The sequence below is a fragment of the Nostoc sp. UHCC 0251 genome (assembly GCF_034932245.1).
In the GTDB taxonomy this organism is placed as follows: domain Bacteria; phylum Cyanobacteriota; class Cyanobacteriia; order Cyanobacteriales; family Nostocaceae; genus Nostoc.
In genome coordinates, this window is the sequence record NZ_JAYGHD010000042.1 from 1 (window position 1) to 22,220 (window position 22,220).

Consider the following 22,220-nt stretch of genomic DNA (forward strand, 5'->3'; position numbering starts at 1 on the left):
TCGTCTAATCTTCCAATACGCTTCCTTCAACAACAGCCGTTCACTGCACTTCTTCTTAGCAGCATGGCCTGTAATCGGCATCTGGTTCACCGCCTTGGGTGTAAGCACAATGGCGTTCAACTTGAACGGTTTCAACTTCAACCAATCAATCATTGATTCAAGCGGTCGCGTTATCAGCACTTGGGCTGATGTGATCAACCGGGCTAACCTGGGTATGGAAGTAATGCACGAGCGTAACGCTCACAACTTCCCCTTAGATTTGGCTGCTGGTGATGTTGCTCCTGTGGCAATGAGCGCTCCTGCTATCAACGGTTAATTCTGAAGCATTAACTAAATAATAAAGCGCTCTCCCACAAGGAGGGCGCTTTTAATTTAAGTTAGTAAAAGATACTGTTATGGAGTTGGATAAAAACTCCGATACATTGTTGATAATTACTAAAAAATAGCGAAAAATTATACAAAAAACAAAGACAAACTTTGTAATAACTCTAGGTAGAATACATAAGCCTCACCTTTTTTCTCAAAATCATGGGCAATATTTTTGGTCATCTATTTCGCATCAGTACTTTTGGCGAGTCTCACGGCGGGGGTGTGGGGGTTGTGATTGATGGTTGTCCTCCCCAATTAGAAATTTCGGCAGAAGAAATTCAAGTAGAACTAGATAGAAGGCGTCCCGGACAAAGTAAAATTACGACTCCTCGCAAAGAAGCAGATACCTGCGAGATTTTATCAGGGGTATTTGAGGGCAAAACTCTGGGAACGCCTATATCAATTTTGGTGCGGAACAAAGATACTCGTCCCCAAGATTACGACGATATGTCCGAGAAGTATCGGCCTTCTCACGCCGATGCAACTTATGATGCCAAATATGGCATTCGCAATTGGCAAGGTGGGGGTAGATCGTCAGCACGTGAGACAATCGGAAGAGTAGCAGCAGGTGCGATCGCTAAAAAAATTCTCCGTCAAGTTGCCAATGTCGAAGTTATCGCTTACGTTAAGCGCATCAAAGACTTGGAAGGTGTAGTTGATCCAAATACTGTCACCTTAGAACAAGTAGAAAGCAATATCGTTCGCTGTCCCGATGCTGAATGCAGCGATCGCATGATTGAATTAATTGAGCAAATAGGTAGACAAGGTGATTCGATCGGTGGTGTAGTAGAATGCGTGGCGCGAAATGTGCCAAAAGGTTTGGGTGAACCAGTATTTGATAAATTGGAAGCTGATATCGCTAAAGGTGTCATGTCTCTCCCTGCTAGCAAAGGCTTTGAAATCGGTTCCGGTTTTGGGGGAACGCTGCTAACAGGAATTGAGCATAACGACGAATTTTATATTGATCAAAATGGTGAAATCCGCACATTAACAAACCGTTCTGGTGGTATTCAAGGGGGGATTTCCAACGGAGAAAATATCATTTTGCGAGTTGCATTTAAGCCGACAGCAACAATTAGAAAAGAGCAGAAGACTGTAACTCGTGAGGGCGAAGAAACGCTATTAGCAGCGAAAGGACGCCATGATCCTTGTGTTTTACCACGTGCAGTTCCAATGGTTGAGGCAATGGTGGCGTTGGTGCTATGTGACCATTTGTTACGGCATCATGGGCAGTGTAAGGTTTTGTAGTCTATATATCGACTAGGAGAGACGCGATGAATCGCTGAATTAGGAGAGACGCGATGAATCGCTGAATTAGGAGAGACGCGATGAATCGCGTCTGTACAAGAGTTGGAAGTACGAAGGAATAATTAATTTCCAATTCCCAATGCCCAATGCCCCATGCCCTAATTCCAATCCTGTTCCTCTTTTTTCCCGCGACTTTTGTAAATTCCCCCCAAATTGTGAATTTGGCGAGTTTTCTCAAAAAGCTCAACTTCGGTCAAACCCCACTGCTGCAAGACTTTATCAAGGTCTTTTTGGATGTCTCTTGCCCCTGGAAACCCTTGATAACGCATTCGCAGTCTAGCTAATTCTGCTAAGTTGTAGTCTGTCGCCTCTTGAGCGAGTAAAATATCAATAAGGGGGCGATCGCGGTTATAAAGAGGGTGTTGTTGGTCTTTCCCTGCGGGTGCATCAGTCATAGTGAATCCTGAGTTAGGAGTAAGGAGTGCTAAATCCTAGTTTTTAAGTTTAGCCCAGAGCCGAGGAGCATAAAAGGCAAAAGAAAATCATCTTTTGTACTGGACAAATAATTGTCAAATTTATAACTCTTTACTCGATCGTCAGTCTTGACTCTTAACTCCTAACTGCTAGTAGACGGCAACTACACCTGAGGTCTTACGGCTCTCACCACTGCCACTTAACTTTAAATAAAGTTACATTGTTCTTAAGAAAATACAAAAAACTTTAGATGAGGGTGAATTTTATCTCACCCAAAGTCCAAGCAGCTAGGGAGCAAGAACCCGCTATGTTTGAACACTTCACTTCCGAAGCCATTAGAGTAATTATGTTAGCTCAGGAGGAAGCACGTCGCCTGGGACACAACTTCGTAGGAACTGAACAAATTCTCCTGGGTTTGATGGGAGAAGGAACTGGGGTTGCTGCTAAAGTGCTGGCCGAATTAGGCGTTACCCTCAAAGATGCACGTCGCGAGGTAGAAAAAATTATTGGTAGGGGTTCTGGCTTTGTACCACCAGAAATTCCTTTTACTCCTAAGGTAAAAAGCCTCTTCGAGCAATCGTTTAAAGAAGCTCATAGTTTAGGACAGAATTACATTAACACTGAACACTTACTTTTAGGATTGACCGAGGCGGGTGAAGGTGTTGCCGCCAAAGTCCTGCAAAATCTAGGAGTAGACTTCAAGAGTGTCCGTAGTGCCATAGTCCGCCGTTTGGGTGAAAATGCGCCAGCTTTAGCTGGTGGTGGTAGTCAAAAGCGCACCCAACCACTAACTATGGAAGAGTTTGGCAGAAATTTGACCAAACTAGCGCAAGAAGGCAGACTCGACCCCGTAGTTGGGCGTGAGAAGGAAATTGAGCGGGCGATCCAAATTCTCGGTCGCCGCACTAAGAATAACCCAGTGTTGATTGGTGAACCAGGAGTTGGTAAAACTGCGATCGCAGAAGGTCTAGCTCAACGGATCATCAACCAGGATGTTCCCGAAACTTTGCAAGATAAGCAAGTTATCAGTCTCGATATGGGGTCATTGGTAGCTGGAACTCGCTTCCGTGGCGATTTTGAAGAACGCATCAAAAAAGTCGTGGAAGAAGTCCGCACTGTGGGCAATATTATCTTGGTGATTGACGAAATTCACACCTTGGTTGGCGCTGGTGGTACAGAAGGTGGTTTGGATGCAGCCAACATCCTTAAACCTGCCTTAGCACGGGGTGAACTCCAGTGTATCGGCGCAACTACTCTTGATGAGTATCGTAAGCACATCGAGCGCGATGCCGCCCTAGAGCGTCGTTTCCAACCGATTATGGTTGGGGAACCCTCAGTAGAGGAAACCGTACAAATTCTTTACGGCTTGCGCGGCGCTTACGAACAGCACCACAAAGTCACAATTTTAGATTCAGCACTTGTAGCAGCAGCAGAATTATCAGACCGCTACATTAGCGATCGCTTCTTGCCAGATAAGGCAATAGACTTGATTGATGAAGCTGGTTCTCGCGTTCGTCTGCGGAACTCCCAAAGTTCTCCGAATAAAGAACTCAAGCGTGAACTCGCTGGCGTTACCAAAGAAAAAGAAGCAGCAGTCAGAGTCCAAGATTTTGACAAAGCTACACAACTGCGCGACCAAGAATTAAAACTCGCAGAACAACTGCAAGCAACGTTTACACAAAACGAGCAACCTGTCAACTCGACTGTAGTTGACGAAGAAGATATCGCCCAAATCGTTGCATCTTGGACTGGCGTCCCAGTCAACAAACTAACCGAATCTGAGTCAGAGTTGCTCCTACACCTAGAAGACACTCTGCATCAACGGCTTATTGGTCAAGAGCAAGCAGTCTCAGCAGTATCTCGCGGTATCCGTCGTGCCCGTGTCGGCTTGAAGAATCCCAATCGTCCCATTGCTAGCTTTATCTTCTCTGGTCCCACTGGAGTCGGTAAAACAGAATTGGCGAAGGCATTAGCTGCCTACTTCTTCGGTGCAGAAGACTCGATGATTCGGCTAGATATGTCTGAATACATGGAAAGCCACACCGTCGCCAAGCTAATTGGTTCGCCTCCTGGTTATGTAGGATACGACGAAGGCGGACAGCTTACAGAAGCCGTGCGGCGGAAGCCTTACACAGTGTTGCTATTCGACGAAATCGAAAAAGCGCACCCTGATGTATTCAATATGCTACTGCAAATGTTGGATGACGGTCATCTTACCGATGCTAAAGGTCGGAAAGTTGACTTCAAGAACACGCTGATCATTTTGACTTCCAACATCGGTTCTAAGGTGATTGAAAAAGGTGGTAGTGGTTTAGGCTTTGACTTTGACACTCAAGCCGACGCTAGTTATAATCGCATCCGCACCTTGGTAAATGAGGAATTGAAAGCTTACTTCCGTCCAGAGTTCCTTAACCGTCTCGATGAAATTATCGTCTTCACCCAGCTTTCTAGGGATGAAGTGAAGCAAATCGCTGAGATTATGCTTCGTGAAGTTTCTAAGCGCTTGACAGAAAAGGGAATTATCTTAGAAGTTAGCGATCGCTTCAAAGAGCTAGTAGTCCAAGAAGGTTATAGCCCCAGCTACGGTGCTAGGCCATTACGCCGAGCAATTATGCGCCTTTTAGAAGATTCTCTCGCCGAAGCAATGCTGTCTGGCCAAATTACAGAAGGAGACACAGCGCTTATCGATGTTGATGATGACTCTCAGGTGAGAGTACAAAAATCAGAAAAACGAGAACTGCTCTTGGCAAATGTTGGCTAATTTTATACCTGCTCACTTTTTGGTGTAATATTTTAGATACACTCCAGCCTCTCGTCTAAGTAGAGGCGATCGCAGGTGCATCTTCAACAAACATAAAGTGAAATGGTATTATATCTTTCACCCCTAGTAGAAATGCTAGGGGTTTTTTTATGCAATTTTCTTTTGGATCTATCCCCCACAACTCAACAACTCATTGCGATATTGATTCCTTGGACAATAATTCTGATGCTGTTTCACTCTTAACTACACTCTCAGAATCACCAGATTTAGAAAAACCATCTGCTACATCTTTGATAAAACCAGATACAGGTACCGCTATTAACAAACCCAAAACTCCACCAACATTGGTTCCTACAAGCAAAGCAATTAACACCCATATTGGTCTGATACCAGTAAATTTTCCTAAAAGTCGTGGTGCGATCGCCTGATCAATTAACTGATCAATGACAACAGCTACTGCAAAAATCTTCACTGCTAGCCAAAAGTTATGTGTGGCTATTATTAAAGTTATTACAACAAGACTGACGACATCGCCAAAGGGAATTAAACTCAAAAGCCCAGCCCCCAAACCAAAAAGTAAAGCAAACTGGACTTGAAAAGCTAAAAATAATAATGTTAATGAAACTCCCATTAGCAAAGCCAGAGTTCCCTGACCAATCAAGTAATTTTGAAAGTTTAGTTGAATAGATTGGCTTACCTTCTGAGCAAAGCTTCCAGGTAGCTTTTTAAATACCCCCTCCCAAACTCTTGGGCCATCTAATAACAAATAGAAAGTTATGACTATTGTGATTAATGCCTCAGAGATACTATCAATCGTATCTATGAGAATGCTTAAAAGTTTATCTGAAAGAAACTCTATTTCATTGGGTAATTGGTCAGTTAATCGGCTTAATAACTGACTTAAATTCACATTTAAATTGTGCCTAAAAAACCAATCATTTAAAATTTGAAGCTTTTCTTCGCTAGAATCAATCCATTGGGGAAAGACTTTAACCATCTCATTAAATTGTTCTAAAACAATGGGAACTAAAGTGATTCCCAGAGCTACGATAATTATTAATGCTAATATAAAAACTAGTGCTACTGCATAGCTGCGTTTAACTCCTCGCTGTTGGAGAACCGAGACAGGATAGTTTAAAACGAATGCAAGTAAAGTAGCCAAAACAAGAATTGTTACAACAGGTTGGAAATTTTTAACAAGCAAAAATGCTAGCCAACCATTGAGAAAAACTAGAGGAAATAGCAGCGTAAAAATTAACCATTTCAGTACTTGATTGAGTGTAAAATTCATAAATTAAGTTAAAAATTAAAATTATTCTATTTACTGGATTGAACCGAGTAATTAAATATGTTCAAGGCTCAGAACTTGCACCAGTCCCAACAACCGCCTAACAATTCATTCTGAGGCTGATAGCTAAAGTCTATCTATTGAAGACTGGGTAAGGTTTATAGTTCACTTGAGTGGAATTGTGCTATTAGCCAGAGAATTTATTCTCTGGCGGGAAAGTGGGCAGTGCAAGATATAACCAAGGGTAAGTACATGATAAAAATCTTCCCCTACTCCCTACTCCCTACTCCCCATTCTTCCAATTACTAACTTTCAGCGAAAGCTAAAAATTGCTCCTCATTTATTCGCCCTGCTTGATACAGAGTATTAGTAATTTCCGAAATAGTTAAAACTGAATGGCTGCGATAACCATTTTGCTGTAACCTATCTTTCACCCCTTGTTCATGATCAATAAGTACCACAATATCATTAACATTTAATCCTGCTGATTCTAACTTTCCTGCCCCTTCCATAACACTTTTGCCACTAATGAGAATATCGTCAACTACCACAACTGTTTCACCAGGATGAAAGTTACCCTCAATTACTCTCCGAGTTCCGTGCGCTTTTACCTCTTTACGGGGGAAAATCATTGGACAATGAAGGCGCAAAGCTAAACCAGTAGCTGTAGGTAAAGAACCATAAGGAATACCTGCTAACCTATCAAAATTCAGGTTTTTCAAAATATCCTGATATGCTGTGAGAACTTGATTAAAAACTTGGGGATTAGAAATAATTTTGCGTAAGTCGATGTAATAAGGAAATATCGCTCCTGATGCTTGGACAAAGCTGCCAAACATAATGCAGTCAATATCATAAAGCTGTAAAATTAAATCCTGTTGGGGGTGCTGATTTAACAAACAAACATCAGGAAACCACACAGAACACGTGGAATTATCGTGAATAATTTCAGTTTTGATTTGATTAATTTCTGTACGTAAAGACTGGATTTCCTCAGATAGTTGTGTGTTTCCCAACATATCTTGAGGAACAGGAATTAGCAAACCATCACCGTTAGTATTCAAGCCTGCTTCTAAAATTTGCTTCAGCTTTAAACCCTCTGCCCAGATGCTACGCGCCATAATAATTCTTTCAGGCGCGATCGCTCGAATAAGTGCTAAAATCTCAGGATTGGTAGTTCCCACCTCCAAACCCAATTGTTCTGGAGTTCCCCAGGTTTTCGATTCTTTTACTACCTGTAAATAAAGGGGTGATTCGTTTGTAGGATATTGCTGTAAAGCTTCCGCACCTGGATTTGAAGTACAGCATAAAATAAACACAGCTTTACCCTGATAGACTAAAAAAGGTGCTACATGATCTTGCCCTGTATAAGGGCTGAGAGTGATTGCATCCACTTGCCATTCTGTAAACACAGTTCGGGCAAAAATGGTACTAGTATTTAAGTCACTGTGTTTAGCATCTAAAATTACTGGAATATGGTCTGGAATAGCTGCTAAAGTTTTGTACAGCAATTCTAAACCGGGAATACCTAACGCTTCGTAAAAGCCAAGTGTCGGTTTATAAGCACAAACGTAATCAGAAGTTTCAGCAATAATAAATTGTAACCATTTCTCCAAACCAGTGATCAGTTCTTCAGATTCATAACGCACAGGCATCATCTCTGGATTTGGATCAAGTCCTACAAACAGTAAGCTTTGATTTTGTAAGATATTACGATTCAATTTATCAAAAAAGTTCATTTTTTTAGTTTTAAAAAAGAGTCATTAGTCATTAGTCATTAGTTATTAGTCACCGTGTCTTACTATCTCCATGACCATAGTTGGTTTACGAAAACATTGATTCTGTTAATTCAGTACCACCAGCTTTCCGCCCTAATAGAGAGTGAATAACTGCAAATAGGATAAACATTGGCACTGAGGCAAAGTGAACAATTCGCAATGCTTGCCAATCGCCAAAAAAATCCACAATCCAGGGAAATTGAGCAGGTTTATACATGCCTATGCCTGTAAATAAGGCCAGCAGTAAGATAGGAATAATTGCTGTATATGCAATTCGATGCCAAGCATAAATTAGGCGCTTAGAATTTTGACTTTTTTGTAATGCTTTGAAGTCATTAGCACCTACAAATCTATGTCGCCAGCGTCGGGTAATTAAAACGTAAATTCCATACCACAGGAGATTCAGCGAAAATAGCCACATTGCTGCAAAATGCCAGTGTCTACCTCCTGCGAGCCAACCTCCTAAGGTAAATATTGGAGGAATGTGCAAACCTGCACGTCCACCAAAAACAGGGTTTGCGTTGTAAATTTGTAGCCCACTGGTGAGCATGATAAATAGACTAATGATGTTACACCAGTGGAAAATTTTGGCTCCGATTGCTTGAGTAGGTAGCTTTCGAGTTTCAGAGGGGGTCAAAGTCATAGATTTTGACTGATAAAATTTGCTGTTTATCTATCTTGGGTAAATGACACCGCAAGTTTCGAGGTAGTTATTACTTACTCTCTATTTTCCCTTAACCGAGCAGTATTGCCGTTCATCCTGCCTCCCCTATTTAAGATTTACTGTATAAATAGCCTTTTATTGTCAATCAATTACATGGACACGATTAAATACGTTTTGACTGAAAAACAGATGCCCAAAGCTTGGTATAATCTCCAGGCCGACTTGCCACAAGCCTTACCACCAGTTTTAAATCCTGGTACTGGAAAGCCAATTACACCAGATGAATTATTACCTCTGTTGCCATTAGCGTTGATTGAGCAAGAAGTTAGTCAACAAAAATGGATTGAAATACCAGATGCAGTCCGTTCTATTTATTGCCAGTGGCGACCAACTCCTCTTTATCGCGCCCGTCGTTTAGAACAAGCCTTAGATACGCCTGCCAAAATTTATTACAAGTATGAGGGTGTTAGTCCCTCTGGAAGCCACAAACCCAATACTGCGGTTGCTCAAGCATTTTATAACAAACAAGCTGGAGTAAAAAAGCTTACTACTGAAACAGGAGCCGGACAGTGGGGATCATCCCTCGCCTTTGCTGGTACACTATTTGGTTTAGAAGTCTTAGTTTACATGGTAAAGGTCAGCTACCAGCAAAAGCCTTACCGCCGAGCTCTAATGGAAACCTACGGCGCGAGGGTAGTTGCTAGCCCAAGTACTGAAACCCAAGCCGGACGTAAAATTCTTGCACAATATCCCAATAGCACCGGCAGTTTGGGAATTGCTATTAGTGAAGCTGTGGAAGTAGCTGCTGCTGATGAACAAACAAAGTATGCTTTAGGTAGTGTTCTCAATCACGTACTGCTACATCAAACCGTGATTGGGCTGGAAGCACTTACTCAGTTAGAGATGGCAGGAGATTACCCTGATATTGTCATTGGCTGCACAGGTGGCGGTAGTAACCTTGCTGGAATTGCCTTTCCATTTATTGGCGCTAAATTGCGAGGAGAACGAGATGTACAAGTAATAGCTGTAGAACCAGCTGCTTGTCCATCTCTGACTCGTGGTAAATATGCTTACGATTTTGGTGATACTGCCCACTTAACTCCACTCACTAAGATGCATACTTTGGGCAGTAGGTTTGTGCCAGAAGGAATTCATGCTGGAGGCTTACGTTATCACGGTATGGCCCCGCTTGTTAGCCATATTGTCAATTTGGGATTAGTTCAATCGCGTGCTGAATACCAACTTGGTTGCTTTGCTGCTGGATTAACTTTTGCCCGCGCAGAAGGAATTTTACCGGCACCAGAAGCTAACCATGCAGTCAAAGCAACAATCGATGAGGCTTTGCTTTGTAAGAAAGAAGGTAAAAGCAAAACTATCCTATTCAACCTTTGCGGTCATGGGCATTTTGATATGCAAGCTTATATTGACTATGAAGCTGGACGGCTTGTTGATACTGAATATAGTGCAAATGAAGTGGCGATGGCACTGGCAGGATTACCTGTAGTTGAGTAGTAACTGATTCGCTATGCAAATGTAATTGAAACGATCACATTTGCATAGCGTTGCTGTAGGGTTACAAATTTATCACACTCTGGTATTTTTAATGCGATTGCTACCTTGTTAATACATGAGGTTAATTACCTAAAAACTGGCGTGTTTTCTAATAGCAGTATAGTGTCTTGCTGTTGTATTCATCTCAATGACTAACTCTGTGCCTTGACCTAATTGAGAATTACACTTAAGTTTACCTTGATGTTTTCCAACTATAATTTCTTGACTAATTGATAGCCCTAACCCTTGACCTTTTCCTATTGGTTTGGTAGTAAAAAATGGTTCAAATATTTGTCTTTGGATATGGGGAAGTATGCCTTTACCATTATCATAAATGCGAATGATAACTTTGTGCTTTTTTCCTAATAATTTGTCATTTACGCAAATTTGATTACTATTGACCAATGATAAATGACTGCTAAGAATTTCTGTATTAATAAAAATTTTGGGAGTAAAGGAATAATCATATTTCATCCTTTCTTCTAAGGCATCAATGGCATTAGTTAAGATGTTCATGAATACCTGATTGAGATCACCAGGGTAACACTCGATTAAGGGCAATTCACCAAAGACTTTAACTACTTCTATCCCGGCTCTATCAGGCTTTTCTTTCAAACGATGCTGTAAAATTCTTAGAACACTATTAAGTCCTTCATGCAGGTCAACCTTTTTCATTTGACCTTTGTCACAGGTTGAAAAATTCTGCAAGGCGAAAACAATTTCTTTAACACGCTCAGATCCGGCTCGCATTGACCACAGCAATTTTAAAAAGTCTGTCTTCACAAAACCAAAGTCGAGGCGTTGCAGATGTAAGGCTATGACTGGGGTGGGTGTGGGATAGTGATGTTGGTAAAGTTCAATGATTCTGATTAAATCTTCAGCATATTGACTCGCAGGATGAAGATTGCCGTAGATGAAGCTAACGGGGTTATTAATTTCGTTAGCCATATCCGCCACCAGTTGACCGAGATTAGCCATTTTCTGGTTTTGCAATAACTGCTTTTGGGTATATTTGAGTTCTTCAAGAGTAGTTTCTTGGTGCTGTGATTTTTCCCTAACTTGGTCTTCGGTAGACTGGAGTTGTTCAAAGAGTTGGTATTGTTGAATAGCGACCGCTTTATCCTGACTAATATCCTTGTGCGTCCCCGCCATCCGCACTGGCTTACCGAATTTATCCCACTGAAATACTTTCCCACAAGCCAGAATCCACTTCCACTCACCGGATTTAGTCAACATTCGCAATTCGACTTCAAATACAGGTGTGCATCCTTGGAGATAATCGTGCAATACCTGGCGAATTCTCGGTAAATCCTGTGGATGTACAAGTTGCTCAAAGGATTTATACTCATTGTCGATTTCGTCTACTCCATACCCCAGGATTCCCTTCCACTGAGGATCATAATAAGTTTTATCAGTTACCAGATTCCAATCCCACAACCCCAAGCCACTGGCTATTAATGCCATTTGTAAGGCGGCTTGTGAGCATTGAGAAGTATCATCTAAATTTTCTGGAGATAAATCTTTTGATTCTGAGAAACTTGGGGAATCTTGTTCTGAGAGTGTAACTTCCGGTTCATAGGTAGCGGGTTCTTCGATATGCATAGCTGCTGGTACGGTGAAGAAAATATCCTGTAGCCTGTAGTTCGTCTTAGCACCCTGACGATCCAGTTATGGATAAATCGTCTACTTGGTTGATTAGGCTGTAACTTAGGTCAGAGATATATCAGCCCACATCACTAATTTGGATGGAATTAAAAAAAAGGTAAACGGATGAATGTAACCTCTATTGCGATCGCTGTGCAATTTTTTAGAAAAAAAAATAGCTCCATTGTGTGCATCTACATTCTAAGATATGTCTAAAAAAAGTAGTTCAAATCACATATAATTACCTAAAAACTCAAAAAAATTTGTAAAAAAAATTCTATGATTAAGTTATGTCAAATGTTTCCCGATACAAAAAAAGCTTTTTGGAAAATAACCGGCTGCTATCCATACAACGCAGGTTAGATTCTAACTTTTCACGTTAAGTGGAAAAGTCTACGAAAACCTAACCCCCTAACCCCCTTCCCGACACGGGAAGAGGGAAAATTCAAAGTCTCTCTCCTTTTAGGAGAGAGATTTAGAGAGAGGTTTTTCAGATACCGTGAAAAGTCAAAGGTTAGATTGAGTTCCAAAGAATAATGGTGTGAGAAAATTTCATGCTTTCGAGCCGATGAGTAATGACTATAGATGAAGTAGTATTGCTACTAAAAGCCAGTCAAGCAACCGGTTTAACGACGCTCCAAGAGATCATATTGCGTTATTCATGGGAAGGAAAAACCCACACTAATATAGCCTGTGAAGCTCACTACGACGAGGAAAGTGTCAGGAAAATTGCTGCTCATTTATGGCAATTACTAAGTGATTTTTGCAAAGAACCTATAAATCAATCAAACTTCCGCCATACCGTAGAAAATCACCGTCTTAGCAAAGCACATCAGCAGTTAGTTAAGGAATTCAACAAAGCAGCCACGGCTATATCCTTAGAATTTCCTAGTAGCCCAGTATCTCTTAATTCCAGATTTTACATCCCTCGCCCACCAATTGAGGAACTCGCCTACGCAGAAATGGCTAAACCTGGGAGTCTCATCTGCATCAAAGCACCTAAAAAGATGGGGAAAAGCTCTCTGATTTTGCGGTTGGTTGCATGTGCTGACAATCAAGGCTTTCGTACCGTGACGTTGGACTTTCAGAAAGCAGATAAAGCCGTATTTGCCACTTTGGATATATTTTTGCGCTGGTTCTGTACAAATGTCAGTCAGGAGTTACAGCTAGAACCAAAACTTAATGATTATTGGGATGAAGATATGGGTAGCAAAGTGAGTTGCTCTATCTATTTCCATCAGTATTTACTCTCTGTGCTGGAAACTCCCTTTGTCTTGGTATTGAATAAATTGGATTCGGTATTTGAGTATCAGGAAATTGCTAGAGAATTGTTAACATTAGTGCGATCGTGGAATGAACGATCCAAAGAGGTAGAAATTTGGCAAAAACTGCGCCTAGTTCTGGTTTGTTCAACAGAAATAATTATTCCAACAAAACTAACTCAATTACCATTTAATATTGGTTTACCGATTAAGTTACCTCCCTTTACAAAAGAGCAAATACAGGATTTAGCACTACGTCACGGCTTGGATTGGACAAATAGTAAAAACGTCGAGAGTTTGATGGCAATGGTGGGAGGATATCCTTATTTGCTGCGATTGGCCTTTTATCACCTTGTGGGTAAAGGGGGACTAGAAGGCGATTTAGAACAGCTATTGCAACAAGCACCCACAAAAGCAGGAATTTATCACGAGTATTTAAAGCAGTTTGTGTTAGTGCTACAAGATGAGCCAGAATTGCAGAATGCTTTTTATGAGGTAATTAACGCTACAAATTATGTGCAATTAGAGCCAGCATTGGCATGTAAATTACAGAGTATGGGGCTTATTAATTTAGAAAGTGATCGCTCTACTGTTGCCTGTGAATTATATCGTTTATATTTTCGACAATATCTGAATAAAAGTGAGAGTTTAAATAATAATTGTGTTGAGCAGTTGTTTTAACGTAAAATTAAACTGTGTAGCACAACGCGATATTTCATGGCCATAAAGTTTATTCTGAGCGACTATGTTGACCGAGCGATGTCTGACGACAAGCCGCTCTGCGTCTACGCCCAGGCAATTTATGACAAGTTAGAAGATGGTACATTTACAGGTAGAATTCCTGTTTGCAAAGGAGTGATAGCCTTTGCATCGACTTTGCATCGACTTTGCGCGAGTGTGAAGATGAATTACGCTCAACGCTGGAAGACTGGATTTTGCTTGGGTTAAAGCTGGGACATTCTCTACCAATAATTGATAATATTGACCTCAACAAGGAGCCGACACTTGAGCAGATGGATACCCTGTAAGCGCTTACAATCTGCCCAAAATTTCATTACCTTCGATGGTTATAAGTGGTAGTCAAAAATTAGGTAATAAACCTGCTTGTTTACATATTTCATTAGCAGTAATACGATCAATGGTACGATGCCGTTTTACAGGAAGAGTTTTTATATCATTAGTATAAATAGAATGATTTCCTCCTTCCCTTAATAAATAAAAGCCATTTTCTTCTAAGTATTTAATTAGCTCTTTTCGTTTGATTGACACACTCAAACCTCTATAGGAATTTGTTCGAGCAAAGAACCACCCGTGGGAATTTCTTTATTTTGTTGGCGATAAGCAAGAATCATTTCTTTTGTTGCATCTTGTAACATAGCCCTGCATTGTTCTAGGGTTTCTCCTTCTGTAATGACTTCTTGCCATTCAATGAGTTGTCCCATATATCCGCTATTAGTTTTTGTATATTTTGCAGTGTATGTAATTAACATTTCTTTGTTCGTGAGGATAATTATATGATTGATCGTAGCTGATTTTTTATTGCGGGGGCTGCATCTCTCTATCATTCACAACTGCATAAGTGCGTAGGCGTAGCCCGTCGTAGACATCGCAAGCAAGCTTTCGGCTCAATGATATACCAAAATGAATGCGTGAATTACTCAAATGAGTAAGCAAGCTGGGGTTTGAGAAAGTAAAAGCTGCTTTTGTTTGCGGAAAACACTAAAATGCGAGATTAAAAGCTGCTTTTGAAGAAGTAAAAGCTGCTTTTGTTTGCGGAAAACACTAAAATGTGAGATTAAAAGCTGCTTTTGAAGAAGTAAAAGCTGCTTTTGAATAGTAATCAGGCATTTTTGCTTAATTCAATATGAATTTTAGTCTGGGCGATGCCTGCGGCGGGCTACGCTTATGCGTAGATTCGCACTCTACACAACGATACTGATGCGCTTAGGATTTTATCTAAAAGGCGATCGCTTATGGGTTTACAATCAAAAATAGAGCGCTAGGCTTTACAATATCATCATTGCACCTCAGAGCGATGAAAAAGATTTTGGAGCGATCGTTTATGTTAGGTCTGGAGAGAATTACATTTGACCCTAGCATTATGGCTGGACAAGCTTGCATTCGCGGGATGCGAATTCCAGTTTCTTTAGTGGTAAATTTGGTAGCTCATGGAAAGCCTATAGAAGAAATTTTAGAAGAATATCCCGATTTAGAAGCAGAAGATATTCGTCAATCTCTTCTTTATGCAGCGTGGTTGACTCAAGAACGAGTTTATACCTTCAAAAGTGCTTAACTTCATCATTTCGCCTCAGCGTTTTATTCAGGGGATTGTTGACTATCTCCATCTTCATATTCTTTGATTTTGGCGTATAAACTAGCAACTGTTTCTTGAGCAAACAGTTGTTCTTTCAGTTGTAAATAGTCAGTTTCATTTAGTTTACAAGCTGCCCAAAATTTCATTACCTTCGATGGTTCTAAGTGGGTGAGTAAAACCTCTATTACTTCTTGTAAATTTTCTTGTTCATTAATAACTTTAATTTTCATTTTCTACCTATAGCGTTTCCCAGGCAACTGAAGTACACACGAACCTTTTATATCAAAACAAGCAGCTTTAAAAGCGTACCTAACTAGATTGAGAAACGCTATATCCCTCTTCTGTCACTCTCCGGAATTAGCAAGTAGTAACTAAGTGAAATTATCCAGAAGCATAATAGGGTTTAAATTGATTCATTGCACTAATTAATTGATTGAATCCCAGCAATAAATTAGAATTCGGGAAAATATGTATCCAGGGATAAATCAACCAAAATAGTAAGAGTGGTTGGGCAATGAGACGCAGATTGTTTAAAGTATTTTTCCATCCGGATTCATGGTTCCATTGTTGATGATTAGAAAAATCAGCATCACTATTATCTTGTAACTCAGGTTCAATTTTACGAGATAGATTTAAGCCTAACAAGGTGGAAGAATTTAAACTAATCATTGTGTAAACACAAAAAATCATTTCCCACCATCTCTCAATGTGTTGAAAATTTGTGAACCGATAATTTGTCCAACCTAGTTCCTGTTTACACTGTCGAAAACCATATTCTACCCAGGTTCTTAATCCATATAAATCTCCTAAAGTTTTCTTGAGATTACCTTGAAGATTTGTCATTACGAAAGAAGTTGAATTCTCTGGCATGGTTTCTGGATCAGTAGTTATTTCCCAGTAAGTTATGGCTCTTTTTTTACCATAAATTATTTCCCTAATGTATCTAATTTCTGATTTATGATTGCTAAATGTTCTTTCAAATTTACACCACTTATTCGCCCTAACCCTCTGTCCTGCTGGCAACCAGACTCCATGATTACTTCTTATCGCTACAACATAATCTAGTTTATATTCAGCTAGTTTTCTAATAAATTGGCTACTTTCACCATATAAACTATCCGCTAGTACTAATTCAATATTAAAGCCTGCTTCAATTAGCTCTGTAATAATTTCTGATGCTAATTCTATTTTAGTTTTATATTTATCTCCTTCTTTTAGCGTCCCTTTTGGTTTGAATATTTTTACATTTAAAGGAAAAGTTATATTAGAGTAAAGTCCATAAGCATTCACTGAAACTATTCCATTATCGACTTTTCCGACACTCCCTAAATATTGCCTAGCTACATAATCAGTCTTCTTACCTTTTTTCCTGTCTCCTGTTTCATCTATTACTACTGTAATCGCATTGCCATCTAATGCTGTTTTGAGTTTATTTAATCTTCGTTGTTTTAATTCCTCTACTGACCAATCTGAATTAGCTAAAAAATGATGTAATGACTGTGCAGAATTTATACTTACGGCTTTCGCTATCTCTGGTAACGATTTTCTTTTAATTGGTGACATTATTCCCAGATGTAAATATTTGAAGCACTCATAATTTCTTACTTCTTTAAACAGGTCTTTATACTCTGCACAATATTCATCTATGATGGCAACTGTTGGGTGAGCATCTCTTGGCAAATGCTTGAGGATTTGTAATTCTACATCCATTGCCCTACTTACCTTTCAAGGTTTTCTTTTTTTATTCTTTTATTAAGAATACCCGGAAAGTGACAGAAGAGGGATATATAAGTAAAATGATACTGATGTTAACTGTGGGTTAGCGATCGCGCAGCATTCCCCAAGAAATTTTATCAAGGCGATCGCTTTTACAACACCATCATTCCACCTCAGAACACGAAAGTCCGAGTTTGAGCGATCGCCCTTTTCAGTTTTATTACGGTACGCTTTGCATAAAACTAGCTTATTCTGGATTTGGGGGGAGGCGATCGCGAAGATCAGCCAGATTTTCACGACACTTGATAGTGCGGGAATGATTTACCCCTAATCGTTGCTCAAAAATCTCCAAAGCTTGCAAATACAACGGTTCAGCTTCGGTGTAACGTCCTTGTAAGTAATAGAGTTTTGCCATATTGTTGAGACTAGAGGCGGCATCTGGATGTTTTTCTTCCAGCAGTTTGCGCCTGAGTGCCAATGCTTGGATTAAAAGGGTTTCGGCTTCGCTGTATCTGCCTTGAGAAAAGTAGAGTACTGCTAGATTGTTGAGGCTTTCTGCAACAAATAGGTGTTCTTCTCCCAGCAGTTGACGCCTGAGTGCCAAAGCTTGGATGTAAAGGGGTTCGGCTTCGCTGTATCTGCCTTGGGAGTCGTAGAATGCCGCTAGGTTGTTGAGGCTAGAGGCGACATCTGGATGTTCTTCTCCCAGCAGTTGACGGCTGAGTGCCAAAGCTTCGATGTACAAGGGTTCAGCTTCGCTGTATCTGCCTTGGGAGTCGTAGAATAACGCTAAGTTGTTGAGGCTAGTAGCGACATCTGGATGTTTTTCTCCCAGCAGCTTGCGCCAGAGTGCCAAAGCTTGGATTAAAAGGGGTTCAGCTTCGCTGTATCTGTCTTGGGAGTAGTAGAGTAACGCTAGGTTGTTAAGGCTAACGGCGACATCTGGATGTTCTTCTCCCAGCAGTTTGCGTCTGAGTGCCAAAGCTTGGATTAAAAGGGGTTCAGCTTCGCTGTGTCTGCCTTGGGATTCGTAGAGTCTAGCTAGGTTGTTGAGGCTAAGTGCGACAGATGGATGTTCTTCTCCCAGCAACTTGCGCCAGAGTGCTAAAGCTTGGATGTAAAGGGGTTCGGCTTCGCTGTATCTGCTTTGAGAAAAGTAGAATAACGCTAGGTTGTTGAGGCTACGTGCGACAGATGGATGTTCTTCTCCCAGCAGTTTGCGCCTGAGTGCCAATGCTTGGATGTGAAGGGGTTCGGCTTCGCTGTATCTGCCTTGAGATACGTACAATGCCGCTAGGTTGTTGAGGCTAAGTGCGACAGATGGATGTTCTTCTCCCAGCAGCTTGCGCCAGAGTGCTAAAGCTTGGATGTAAAGGGGTTTGGCTTCGCTGTATCTGCCTTGATATCTGTAGAGTCCCGCTAGGTTGTTGAGGCTAGTGGCGACATCTGGATGTTCTTCTCCCAGTAGTTGACGCCTGAGTGCCAATGCTTGAATAAAAAGGGGTTCGGCTTCGCTGTATCTGCCCTGGGAGCTGTAGAGTCCCGCTAGGTTGTTGAGGCTTTCTGCAACAAATGGGTGTTCCTCTCCTAAGCGTTTTTTGGCAATTTCTAGACATTGCTTATACCAAGGTAAAGCTTGGTCATACAACCCTTGACCATCGTAAAATAGAGCGTTACCGATAAATACTCCAGTTAAATTATTATCGTTGACGTATTCAATAAGATTATTTGCTACTTCTGCTATGTGAGGTATGGCAGGAGAGACAATGGTGATTTCCTTAAGGGTAGGTGTTTGAGGAATCTCCTTAGCAACTGTTACCATTACCCGGCAAAGCGATCGCTTTAATTCCTCTGCCTGTTCTAAACCTGTAAGCTTATATTGGAAAAACTCTCTTAGCAGTGGATGTAATTGATAGATTCCCTCACCTTTACGCTGGAGTAAATGCAGATTCAGCAAGCGATCGTCTCTAATTTCCTCTAACTCTTCCTCGTCTTCCTCTGGTAAACACTGTTCCACCAACTTCCAAGATATAGGTGCGGCGGCAAATAAACTCAGCAAACAGCCAAGCTGCTTATCGCTGTCTTCTAATTCGTGCCAACTCAACTCAAAGGCTGCTAATACACCTCCTTGTGCTGTCATGTCGGCTTCTCGTTTAACAAGTCCGGGTTGTTCTAGTCGCTTTTTCTTCAACCGCCGCAACATTTCTGTTAGAGATAAATCCTGTTTTCGCGCCAAATATCGCCCGACTAATTCCAAACCCAAAGGCAAATATCCCAACCACTCACACAACTGATTTGCAACAGCCAATTCTTGCTCAATTCGCTGTGGTGTTTCTTTAAAAAATGACTTTAATAATTCCAGCGCTGCTTCTGGTTGCAATACATCTAGAGATAATTCCTTTATAGATGCTCCTAAGTGTTGGCGCGTGGTAATCAACACTTTAAACCGGGAAGATAACGAGGGTAAGTAAGGCCTAACTTGTTGATATTCTCCAACATCGTCTAACACTAGCAGCACATCGCCCTCGCGCCAAAGCCGAAAGCAGTATTGCACTTGGGCGAATATATCAAAATCTTTTGGCGGCTTTAAATCAAGCTGCGTTCTAGCAAACTGCACAATTTGAATGCCCACATCTCCAGCCTTTGCCAACAACCAGCAAATTCCACCCTTGTAGTTTTCACGGTGAGCCATTGCATATTGTAAGGCCAGTTCTGTTTTACCCAGTCCACCCATGCCAGCGATCGCAGTAATGGCAACTTGTTTATTATCCTGCAAAAGTTGGTGAAGATTTTTCAATTCATCTTCACGCCCGAAAAATTTCACCACCCCACTCAAGGGTAGATTTTGCGGTATTTCAGTTGATGTCTCAATTACACCTATCCCTTCCTTGATGTTGTCAACGAGCCACCTCATATCCTTGTCAAAGTCAGGATCATTCAGCCTAATTTCAGTTTTATTACGGTACGCCAATTGCTTAATGCTCTCTGGCAATTCACTTTCAGTCGGTAGTTTCGCTCCCATCATCAGCAGAGGAATTACCGGAATGTTCTTCTTCAAGGCAGTTTCAATTTCAAGTCGTACCCAGTCTTTGGATTGATCCAACCGTCGATTGCCTGCATCATCTGTTACCGTTAACCAGTTAGGCCCAATCACCACCAGCATTACCCGGCAACTACTCAGAGCATCATTGATCACCTTTCGATAGTCCAATCCCATCGGGATCTTTTGGACATCCTTAAAAACATGATCCTTCTCAAAGCAAAGCACCAGGTAGTCATAGATGCGCCCAGTTAAATCACCCGTGTCAGTAACCCGATACGAGATAAAAATAGAATTTTTCACTCAATTTATCCTAAGTTTTTTTCTAATAGTATGTATAGCTTGTATTGATTGTCTCATGAGGCTTATAGCGATCGCCCTCCCGGAGAGTGACAGAATAAGGGTATTTTACCCATTATTAATTAATTACGAAGTTACACTGTGAGGTAATTGTACTTTAGTGCATCTCATTACGAATTACGAATTACGAATTACGAACTACGAATTAATAATGCAATTTGATACCCAACTGCTACCACGCATTAATGCCACAGCCAAGCGAGAAAATGGTAAACAATATTATGTAGATGCCAACGGAAATCGTTTTCCCAGCGTTACTACAATACTTAATGCCACCAAATCACAAGCAGACAGAGACAGATTATTAAACTGGAAAACGCGTGTTGGTACAGAAGAAGCTACCCGCATTACTACAACTGCTAGCCGTCGGGGAACCCAAACACACAAACAAATTGAGCGCTACCTCCTTGGGCAAAACCCTGTTTGTCCCGAAGCGAGTCGCCCTTATTGGGAAAGTATCAAGCCAGTTTTAGAACAAATCGACACAGTTAGACTTGTAGAAGGCTCTGTTTTTCATCATGATTTGAGTTATTCTGGCAAAGTTGATTGTATTGCCAGCTATCAAGGTATTCCCTGTATTTGCGAGTGGAAAACAGCAGACAAACCCAAAGGTTCAGTTGAGCATTTATATGAACATCCACTGCAACTTACCGCGTACATAGGAGCAGCTAACGAATATTATCGAGATTATGGCATTCAGCTAAAGCACGCTCTTTTGGTAGTAGCGATTCCAGAAATGCCAGCAGAAGTATTTTGGTTTGAATCAGCAGTCATTAAAGATTACTGGCAACAGTGGGAAAAAAGAGTTGCTGAATATTGGGAACGCAGAAGCGTTTGGGGTTAATCAGTAGAATTGCATAATTACCGAAAGACTGCATTTCGTAACGTGAAGTAAATTTTCACGAGTAGTAACAACAAGAAATCTAACTTACGCGATATGCAACCTATTCTTGAAACCCCTCTCCAAACCTCTCCCCGAAACGGAGAGAGGCTTTGATTCTTGCTCCCCTTCCCTTGTAGGGAAGGGGTTGGTGGTTAGGTTTGAGATAAAGTCGCACACAACCAACGTTAACCTTGTAATGGCAAGACAGTAATTAACCCAGAAAATCTAGCAAAATCACTTGTGTTGTGAGTGAGTAACTGAGGAATGCCATAAACTAGCATCGTGGCGACAATATTTGCATCATGAACTTGCTTACCACCGCTAGGAATTTCCTCCATAAGCGTCAGTAACCTTTCTGTAACTTGAGAACTATCCTCAGCCACCCGAAAACGATTATAGAAATAGCGGAGATCCTGAATTACTATTGCAATGGGTAGTGGGTTGACAAACTGTTGCGGACGGGTAAGGGTAGCCAAATATTCCCGCAATATTTGTCGGCTAATCCACAACTCAACCCCTGCATCATAAAAACCTTGGATAGCCTCTATAGCAGGTTGGTGAAATGGAGACTGAATCTGACTAGCGTACACCAAGATATTTGTGTCCAGAAAAACAGAATCACCGTCCCCAATCACCATACATATCCTCACGTCTTAAAGAAAGGTTTTCAGGCCAAGGGCCATAATTATGTACCGGAAAGTTTAGAGGAGGACGCTTTTCTTTCCTCTCTGCTTTCTCTGCCAAAGGCTTTTCATCAATTACTATTACCACTTGATGTTCACCTTCTGGAATATCCAATGGTAATTGCGCTGTAATCTTACCATCTTTAGTAACTGTGGCAATTGTTTCTATACTTTTCATCTCATTT

General features: G+C 41.0%; 21 protein-coding genes and 1 pseudogene. 9 read left to right on the forward strand and 13 right to left on the reverse strand.

What is annotated here, in order from left to right:
* A pseudogene (locus VB740_RS07895) lies at positions 1 to 316 on the forward strand (photosystem II q(b) protein); the annotation flags it as partial.
* Between the two features lie 212 nt (positions 317 to 528).
* The gene (gene aroC / locus VB740_RS07900) at positions 529 to 1,617 is read left to right on the forward strand and encodes a chorismate synthase (RefSeq protein WP_323199492.1); all 1,089 of its coding nucleotides are present in this window, start codon (positions 529 to 531) and stop codon (positions 1,615 to 1,617) included.
* 158 nt (positions 1,618 to 1,775) lie between these two features.
* Here aroC and VB740_RS07905 read toward each other — a convergent pair whose 3' ends face one another.
* Positions 1,776 to 2,072: a DUF3288 family protein gene (locus VB740_RS07905; RefSeq protein ID WP_323199493.1), complete on the reverse strand. Its 297-nt coding sequence runs from the start codon at positions 2,070 to 2,072 to the stop codon at positions 1,776 to 1,778.
* A gap of 326 nt (positions 2,073 to 2,398) precedes the next feature.
* Here VB740_RS07905 and VB740_RS07910 point away from each other — a divergent pair, with 326 nt between their 5' ends.
* Entirely contained in the window at positions 2,399 to 4,852 is a 2,454-nt protein-coding gene (locus tag VB740_RS07910) for an ATP-dependent Clp protease ATP-binding subunit (RefSeq protein ID WP_323199514.1), read from the forward strand.
* 190 nt (positions 4,853 to 5,042) lie between these two features.
* On the opposite strand, the gene VB740_RS07915 is transcribed toward VB740_RS07910, so the two are convergent.
* The 3 genes from VB740_RS07915 to VB740_RS07925 form a co-directional block, all read right to left on the reverse strand.
* On the reverse strand, positions 5,043 to 6,143 hold the full coding sequence (locus tag VB740_RS07915) for an AI-2E family transporter (protein WP_323199494.1): 1,101 nt from the start codon (positions 6,141 to 6,143) through the stop codon (positions 5,043 to 5,045).
* Between the two features lie 302 nt (positions 6,144 to 6,445).
* Positions 6,446 to 7,879 carry a bifunctional orotidine-5'-phosphate decarboxylase/orotate phosphoribosyltransferase gene (locus tag VB740_RS07920; protein WP_323199495.1) on the reverse strand — a complete coding sequence of 478 codons (1,434 nt, stop codon included), beginning with the start codon at positions 7,877 to 7,879 and terminating at the stop codon, positions 6,446 to 6,448.
* An 85-nt stretch (positions 7,880 to 7,964) separates the two neighbouring features.
* On the reverse strand, positions 7,965 to 8,561 hold the full coding sequence (locus VB740_RS07925) for a cytochrome b/b6 domain-containing protein (protein ID WP_323199496.1): 597 nt from the start codon (positions 8,559 to 8,561) through the stop codon (positions 7,965 to 7,967).
* Positions 8,562 to 8,735: 174 nt separating this feature from the next.
* On the opposite strand from VB740_RS07925, the gene VB740_RS07930 reads away from it, so the two are divergent.
* The gene (locus VB740_RS07930) at positions 8,736 to 10,094 is read left to right on the forward strand and encodes a TrpB-like pyridoxal phosphate-dependent enzyme (RefSeq protein WP_323199497.1); all 1,359 of its coding nucleotides are present in this window, start codon (positions 8,736 to 8,738) and stop codon (positions 10,092 to 10,094) included.
* Positions 10,095 to 10,223: 129 nt separating this feature from the next.
* On the opposite strand, the gene VB740_RS07935 is transcribed toward VB740_RS07930, so the two are convergent.
* Positions 10,224 to 11,735, reverse strand: coding sequence for a PAS domain-containing sensor histidine kinase (locus VB740_RS07935; RefSeq protein ID WP_323199498.1), 1,512 nt, complete (start codon positions 11,733 to 11,735; stop codon positions 10,224 to 10,226).
* A gap of 617 nt (positions 11,736 to 12,352) precedes the next feature.
* On the opposite strand from VB740_RS07935, the gene VB740_RS07940 reads away from it, so the two are divergent.
* From VB740_RS07940 to VB740_RS07950, 3 genes are read left to right on the forward strand one after another with little or no spacing between them, the layout of a single operon-like run.
* The gene (locus VB740_RS07940) at positions 12,353 to 13,720 is read left to right on the forward strand and encodes an AAA-like domain-containing protein (RefSeq protein WP_323199499.1); all 1,368 of its coding nucleotides are present in this window, start codon (positions 12,353 to 12,355) and stop codon (positions 13,718 to 13,720) included.
* Between the two features lie 36 nt (positions 13,721 to 13,756).
* Positions 13,757 to 13,987 (forward strand): type II toxin-antitoxin system HicB family antitoxin, encoded by a 231-nt coding sequence (locus tag VB740_RS07945; protein ID WP_323199500.1) that lies wholly within the window; start codon positions 13,757 to 13,759, stop codon positions 13,985 to 13,987.
* A complete protein-coding gene (locus VB740_RS07950) occupies positions 13,927 to 14,067 on the forward strand; it encodes a hypothetical protein (protein ID WP_323199501.1) in 141 nt (46 codons plus the stop codon). The genes VB740_RS07945 and VB740_RS07950 overlap by 61 nt, the downstream gene beginning before the upstream one ends.
* Before the next feature lie 52 nt (positions 14,068 to 14,119).
* On the opposite strand, the gene VB740_RS07955 is transcribed toward VB740_RS07950, so the two are convergent.
* Together VB740_RS07955 and VB740_RS07960 are read right to left on the reverse strand one after the other, a co-directional pair.
* Positions 14,120 to 14,308, reverse strand: a complete 189-nt coding sequence (locus tag VB740_RS07955) for a type II toxin-antitoxin system HicA family toxin (RefSeq protein ID WP_323199502.1) — start codon at positions 14,306 to 14,308, stop codon at positions 14,120 to 14,122.
* A gap of 2 nt (positions 14,309 to 14,310) precedes the next feature.
* Positions 14,311 to 14,529 (reverse strand): type II toxin-antitoxin system HicB family antitoxin, encoded by a 219-nt coding sequence (locus tag VB740_RS07960; protein ID WP_323199503.1) that lies wholly within the window; start codon positions 14,527 to 14,529, stop codon positions 14,311 to 14,313.
* A gap of 572 nt (positions 14,530 to 15,101) precedes the next feature.
* Between VB740_RS07960 and VB740_RS07965 the strand changes: the two genes are divergently transcribed.
* Positions 15,102 to 15,332 carry a DUF433 domain-containing protein gene (locus VB740_RS07965; protein WP_099103625.1) on the forward strand — a complete coding sequence of 77 codons (231 nt, stop codon included), beginning with the start codon at positions 15,102 to 15,104 and terminating at the stop codon, positions 15,330 to 15,332.
* Between the two features lie 23 nt (positions 15,333 to 15,355).
* On the opposite strand, the gene VB740_RS07970 is transcribed toward VB740_RS07965, so the two are convergent.
* The 4 genes from VB740_RS07970 to VB740_RS07985 all read right to left on the reverse strand — a co-directional run bounded on the left by VB740_RS07970 (position 15,356) and on the right by VB740_RS07985 (position 20,412).
* Positions 15,356 to 15,583 carry a hypothetical protein gene (locus VB740_RS07970; protein ID WP_323199504.1) on the reverse strand — a complete coding sequence of 76 codons (228 nt, stop codon included), beginning with the start codon at positions 15,581 to 15,583 and terminating at the stop codon, positions 15,356 to 15,358.
* Positions 15,584 to 15,734: 151 nt separating this feature from the next.
* Positions 15,735 to 17,063, reverse strand: a complete 1,329-nt coding sequence (locus VB740_RS07975; protein WP_323199505.1) for an IS701 family transposase — start codon at positions 17,061 to 17,063, stop codon at positions 15,735 to 15,737.
* Between the two features lie 42 nt (positions 17,064 to 17,105).
* Positions 17,106 to 17,366, reverse strand: coding sequence for a hypothetical protein (locus tag VB740_RS07980; RefSeq protein ID WP_323199506.1), 261 nt, complete (start codon positions 17,364 to 17,366; stop codon positions 17,106 to 17,108).
* A complete protein-coding gene (locus VB740_RS07985; RefSeq protein WP_323199507.1) occupies positions 17,317 to 20,412 on the reverse strand; it encodes a tetratricopeptide repeat protein in 3,096 nt (1,031 codons plus the stop codon). Before VB740_RS07985 ends, VB740_RS07980 begins: the two co-directional genes overlap by 50 nt.
* 208 nt (positions 20,413 to 20,620) lie before the next feature.
* On the opposite strand from VB740_RS07985, the gene VB740_RS07990 reads away from it, so the two are divergent.
* Entirely contained in the window at positions 20,621 to 21,313 is a 693-nt protein-coding gene (locus VB740_RS07990) for a PD-(D/E)XK nuclease family protein (protein WP_323199508.1), read from the forward strand.
* Between the two features lie 224 nt (positions 21,314 to 21,537).
* Here the strand turns inward: VB740_RS07990 and VB740_RS07995 are convergent, their stop codons facing one another.
* Together VB740_RS07995 and VB740_RS08000 are read right to left on the reverse strand one after the other, a co-directional pair.
* The gene (locus tag VB740_RS07995) at positions 21,538 to 21,990 is read right to left on the reverse strand and encodes a type II toxin-antitoxin system VapC family toxin (RefSeq protein WP_323199509.1); all 453 of its coding nucleotides are present in this window, start codon (positions 21,988 to 21,990) and stop codon (positions 21,538 to 21,540) included.
* Complete coding sequence (locus VB740_RS08000) at positions 21,971 to 22,213, reverse strand: hypothetical protein (RefSeq protein WP_323199510.1); 243 nt, start codon at positions 22,211 to 22,213, stop codon at positions 21,971 to 21,973. Before VB740_RS08000 ends, VB740_RS07995 begins: the two co-directional genes overlap by 20 nt.
* Between the last annotated feature and the right edge of the window lie 7 nt (positions 22,214 to 22,220).

Excerpts from the sequence above, each read along its gene's own strand:
- aroC (WP_323199492.1), top strand. The coding sequence starts at position 529 with ATGGGCAATATTTTTGGTCATCTATTTCGCATCAGTACTTTTGGCGAG.
- VB740_RS07905 (WP_323199493.1), bottom strand. The coding sequence starts at position 2,072 with ATGACTGATGCACCCGCAGGGAAAGACCAACAACACCCTCTTTATAAC.
- VB740_RS07910 (WP_323199514.1), top strand. The coding sequence starts at position 2,399 with ATGTTTGAACACTTCACTTCCGAAGCCATTAGAGTAATTATGTTAGCT.
- VB740_RS07915 (WP_323199494.1), bottom strand. The coding sequence starts at position 6,143 with ATGAATTTTACACTCAATCAAGTACTGAAATGGTTAATTTTTACGCTG.
- VB740_RS07920 (WP_323199495.1), bottom strand. The coding sequence starts at position 7,879 with ATGAACTTTTTTGATAAATTGAATCGTAATATCTTACAAAATCAAAGC.
- VB740_RS07925 (WP_323199496.1), bottom strand. The coding sequence starts at position 8,561 with ATGACTTTGACCCCCTCTGAAACTCGAAAGCTACCTACTCAAGCAATC.
- VB740_RS07930 (WP_323199497.1), top strand. The coding sequence starts at position 8,736 with ATGGACACGATTAAATACGTTTTGACTGAAAAACAGATGCCCAAAGCT.
- VB740_RS07935 (WP_323199498.1), bottom strand. The coding sequence starts at position 11,735 with ATGCATATCGAAGAACCCGCTACCTATGAACCGGAAGTTACACTCTCA.
- VB740_RS07940 (WP_323199499.1), top strand. The coding sequence starts at position 12,353 with ATGACTATAGATGAAGTAGTATTGCTACTAAAAGCCAGTCAAGCAACC.
- VB740_RS07945 (WP_323199500.1), top strand. The coding sequence starts at position 13,757 with ATGGCCATAAAGTTTATTCTGAGCGACTATGTTGACCGAGCGATGTCT.
- VB740_RS07960 (WP_323199503.1), bottom strand. The coding sequence starts at position 14,529 with ATGTTAATTACATACACTGCAAAATATACAAAAACTAATAGCGGATAT.
- VB740_RS07965 (WP_099103625.1), top strand. The coding sequence starts at position 15,102 with ATGTTAGGTCTGGAGAGAATTACATTTGACCCTAGCATTATGGCTGGA.
- VB740_RS07970 (WP_323199504.1), bottom strand. The coding sequence starts at position 15,583 with ATGAAAATTAAAGTTATTAATGAACAAGAAAATTTACAAGAAGTAATA.
- VB740_RS07975 (WP_323199505.1), bottom strand. The coding sequence starts at position 17,063 with ATGGATGTAGAATTACAAATCCTCAAGCATTTGCCAAGAGATGCTCAC.
- VB740_RS07990 (WP_323199508.1), top strand. The coding sequence starts at position 20,621 with ATGCAATTTGATACCCAACTGCTACCACGCATTAATGCCACAGCCAAG.
- VB740_RS07995 (WP_323199509.1), bottom strand. The coding sequence starts at position 21,990 with ATGGTGATTGGGGACGGTGATTCTGTTTTTCTGGACACAAATATCTTG.
- VB740_RS08000 (WP_323199510.1), bottom strand. The coding sequence starts at position 22,213 with ATGAAAAGTATAGAAACAATTGCCACAGTTACTAAAGATGGTAAGATT.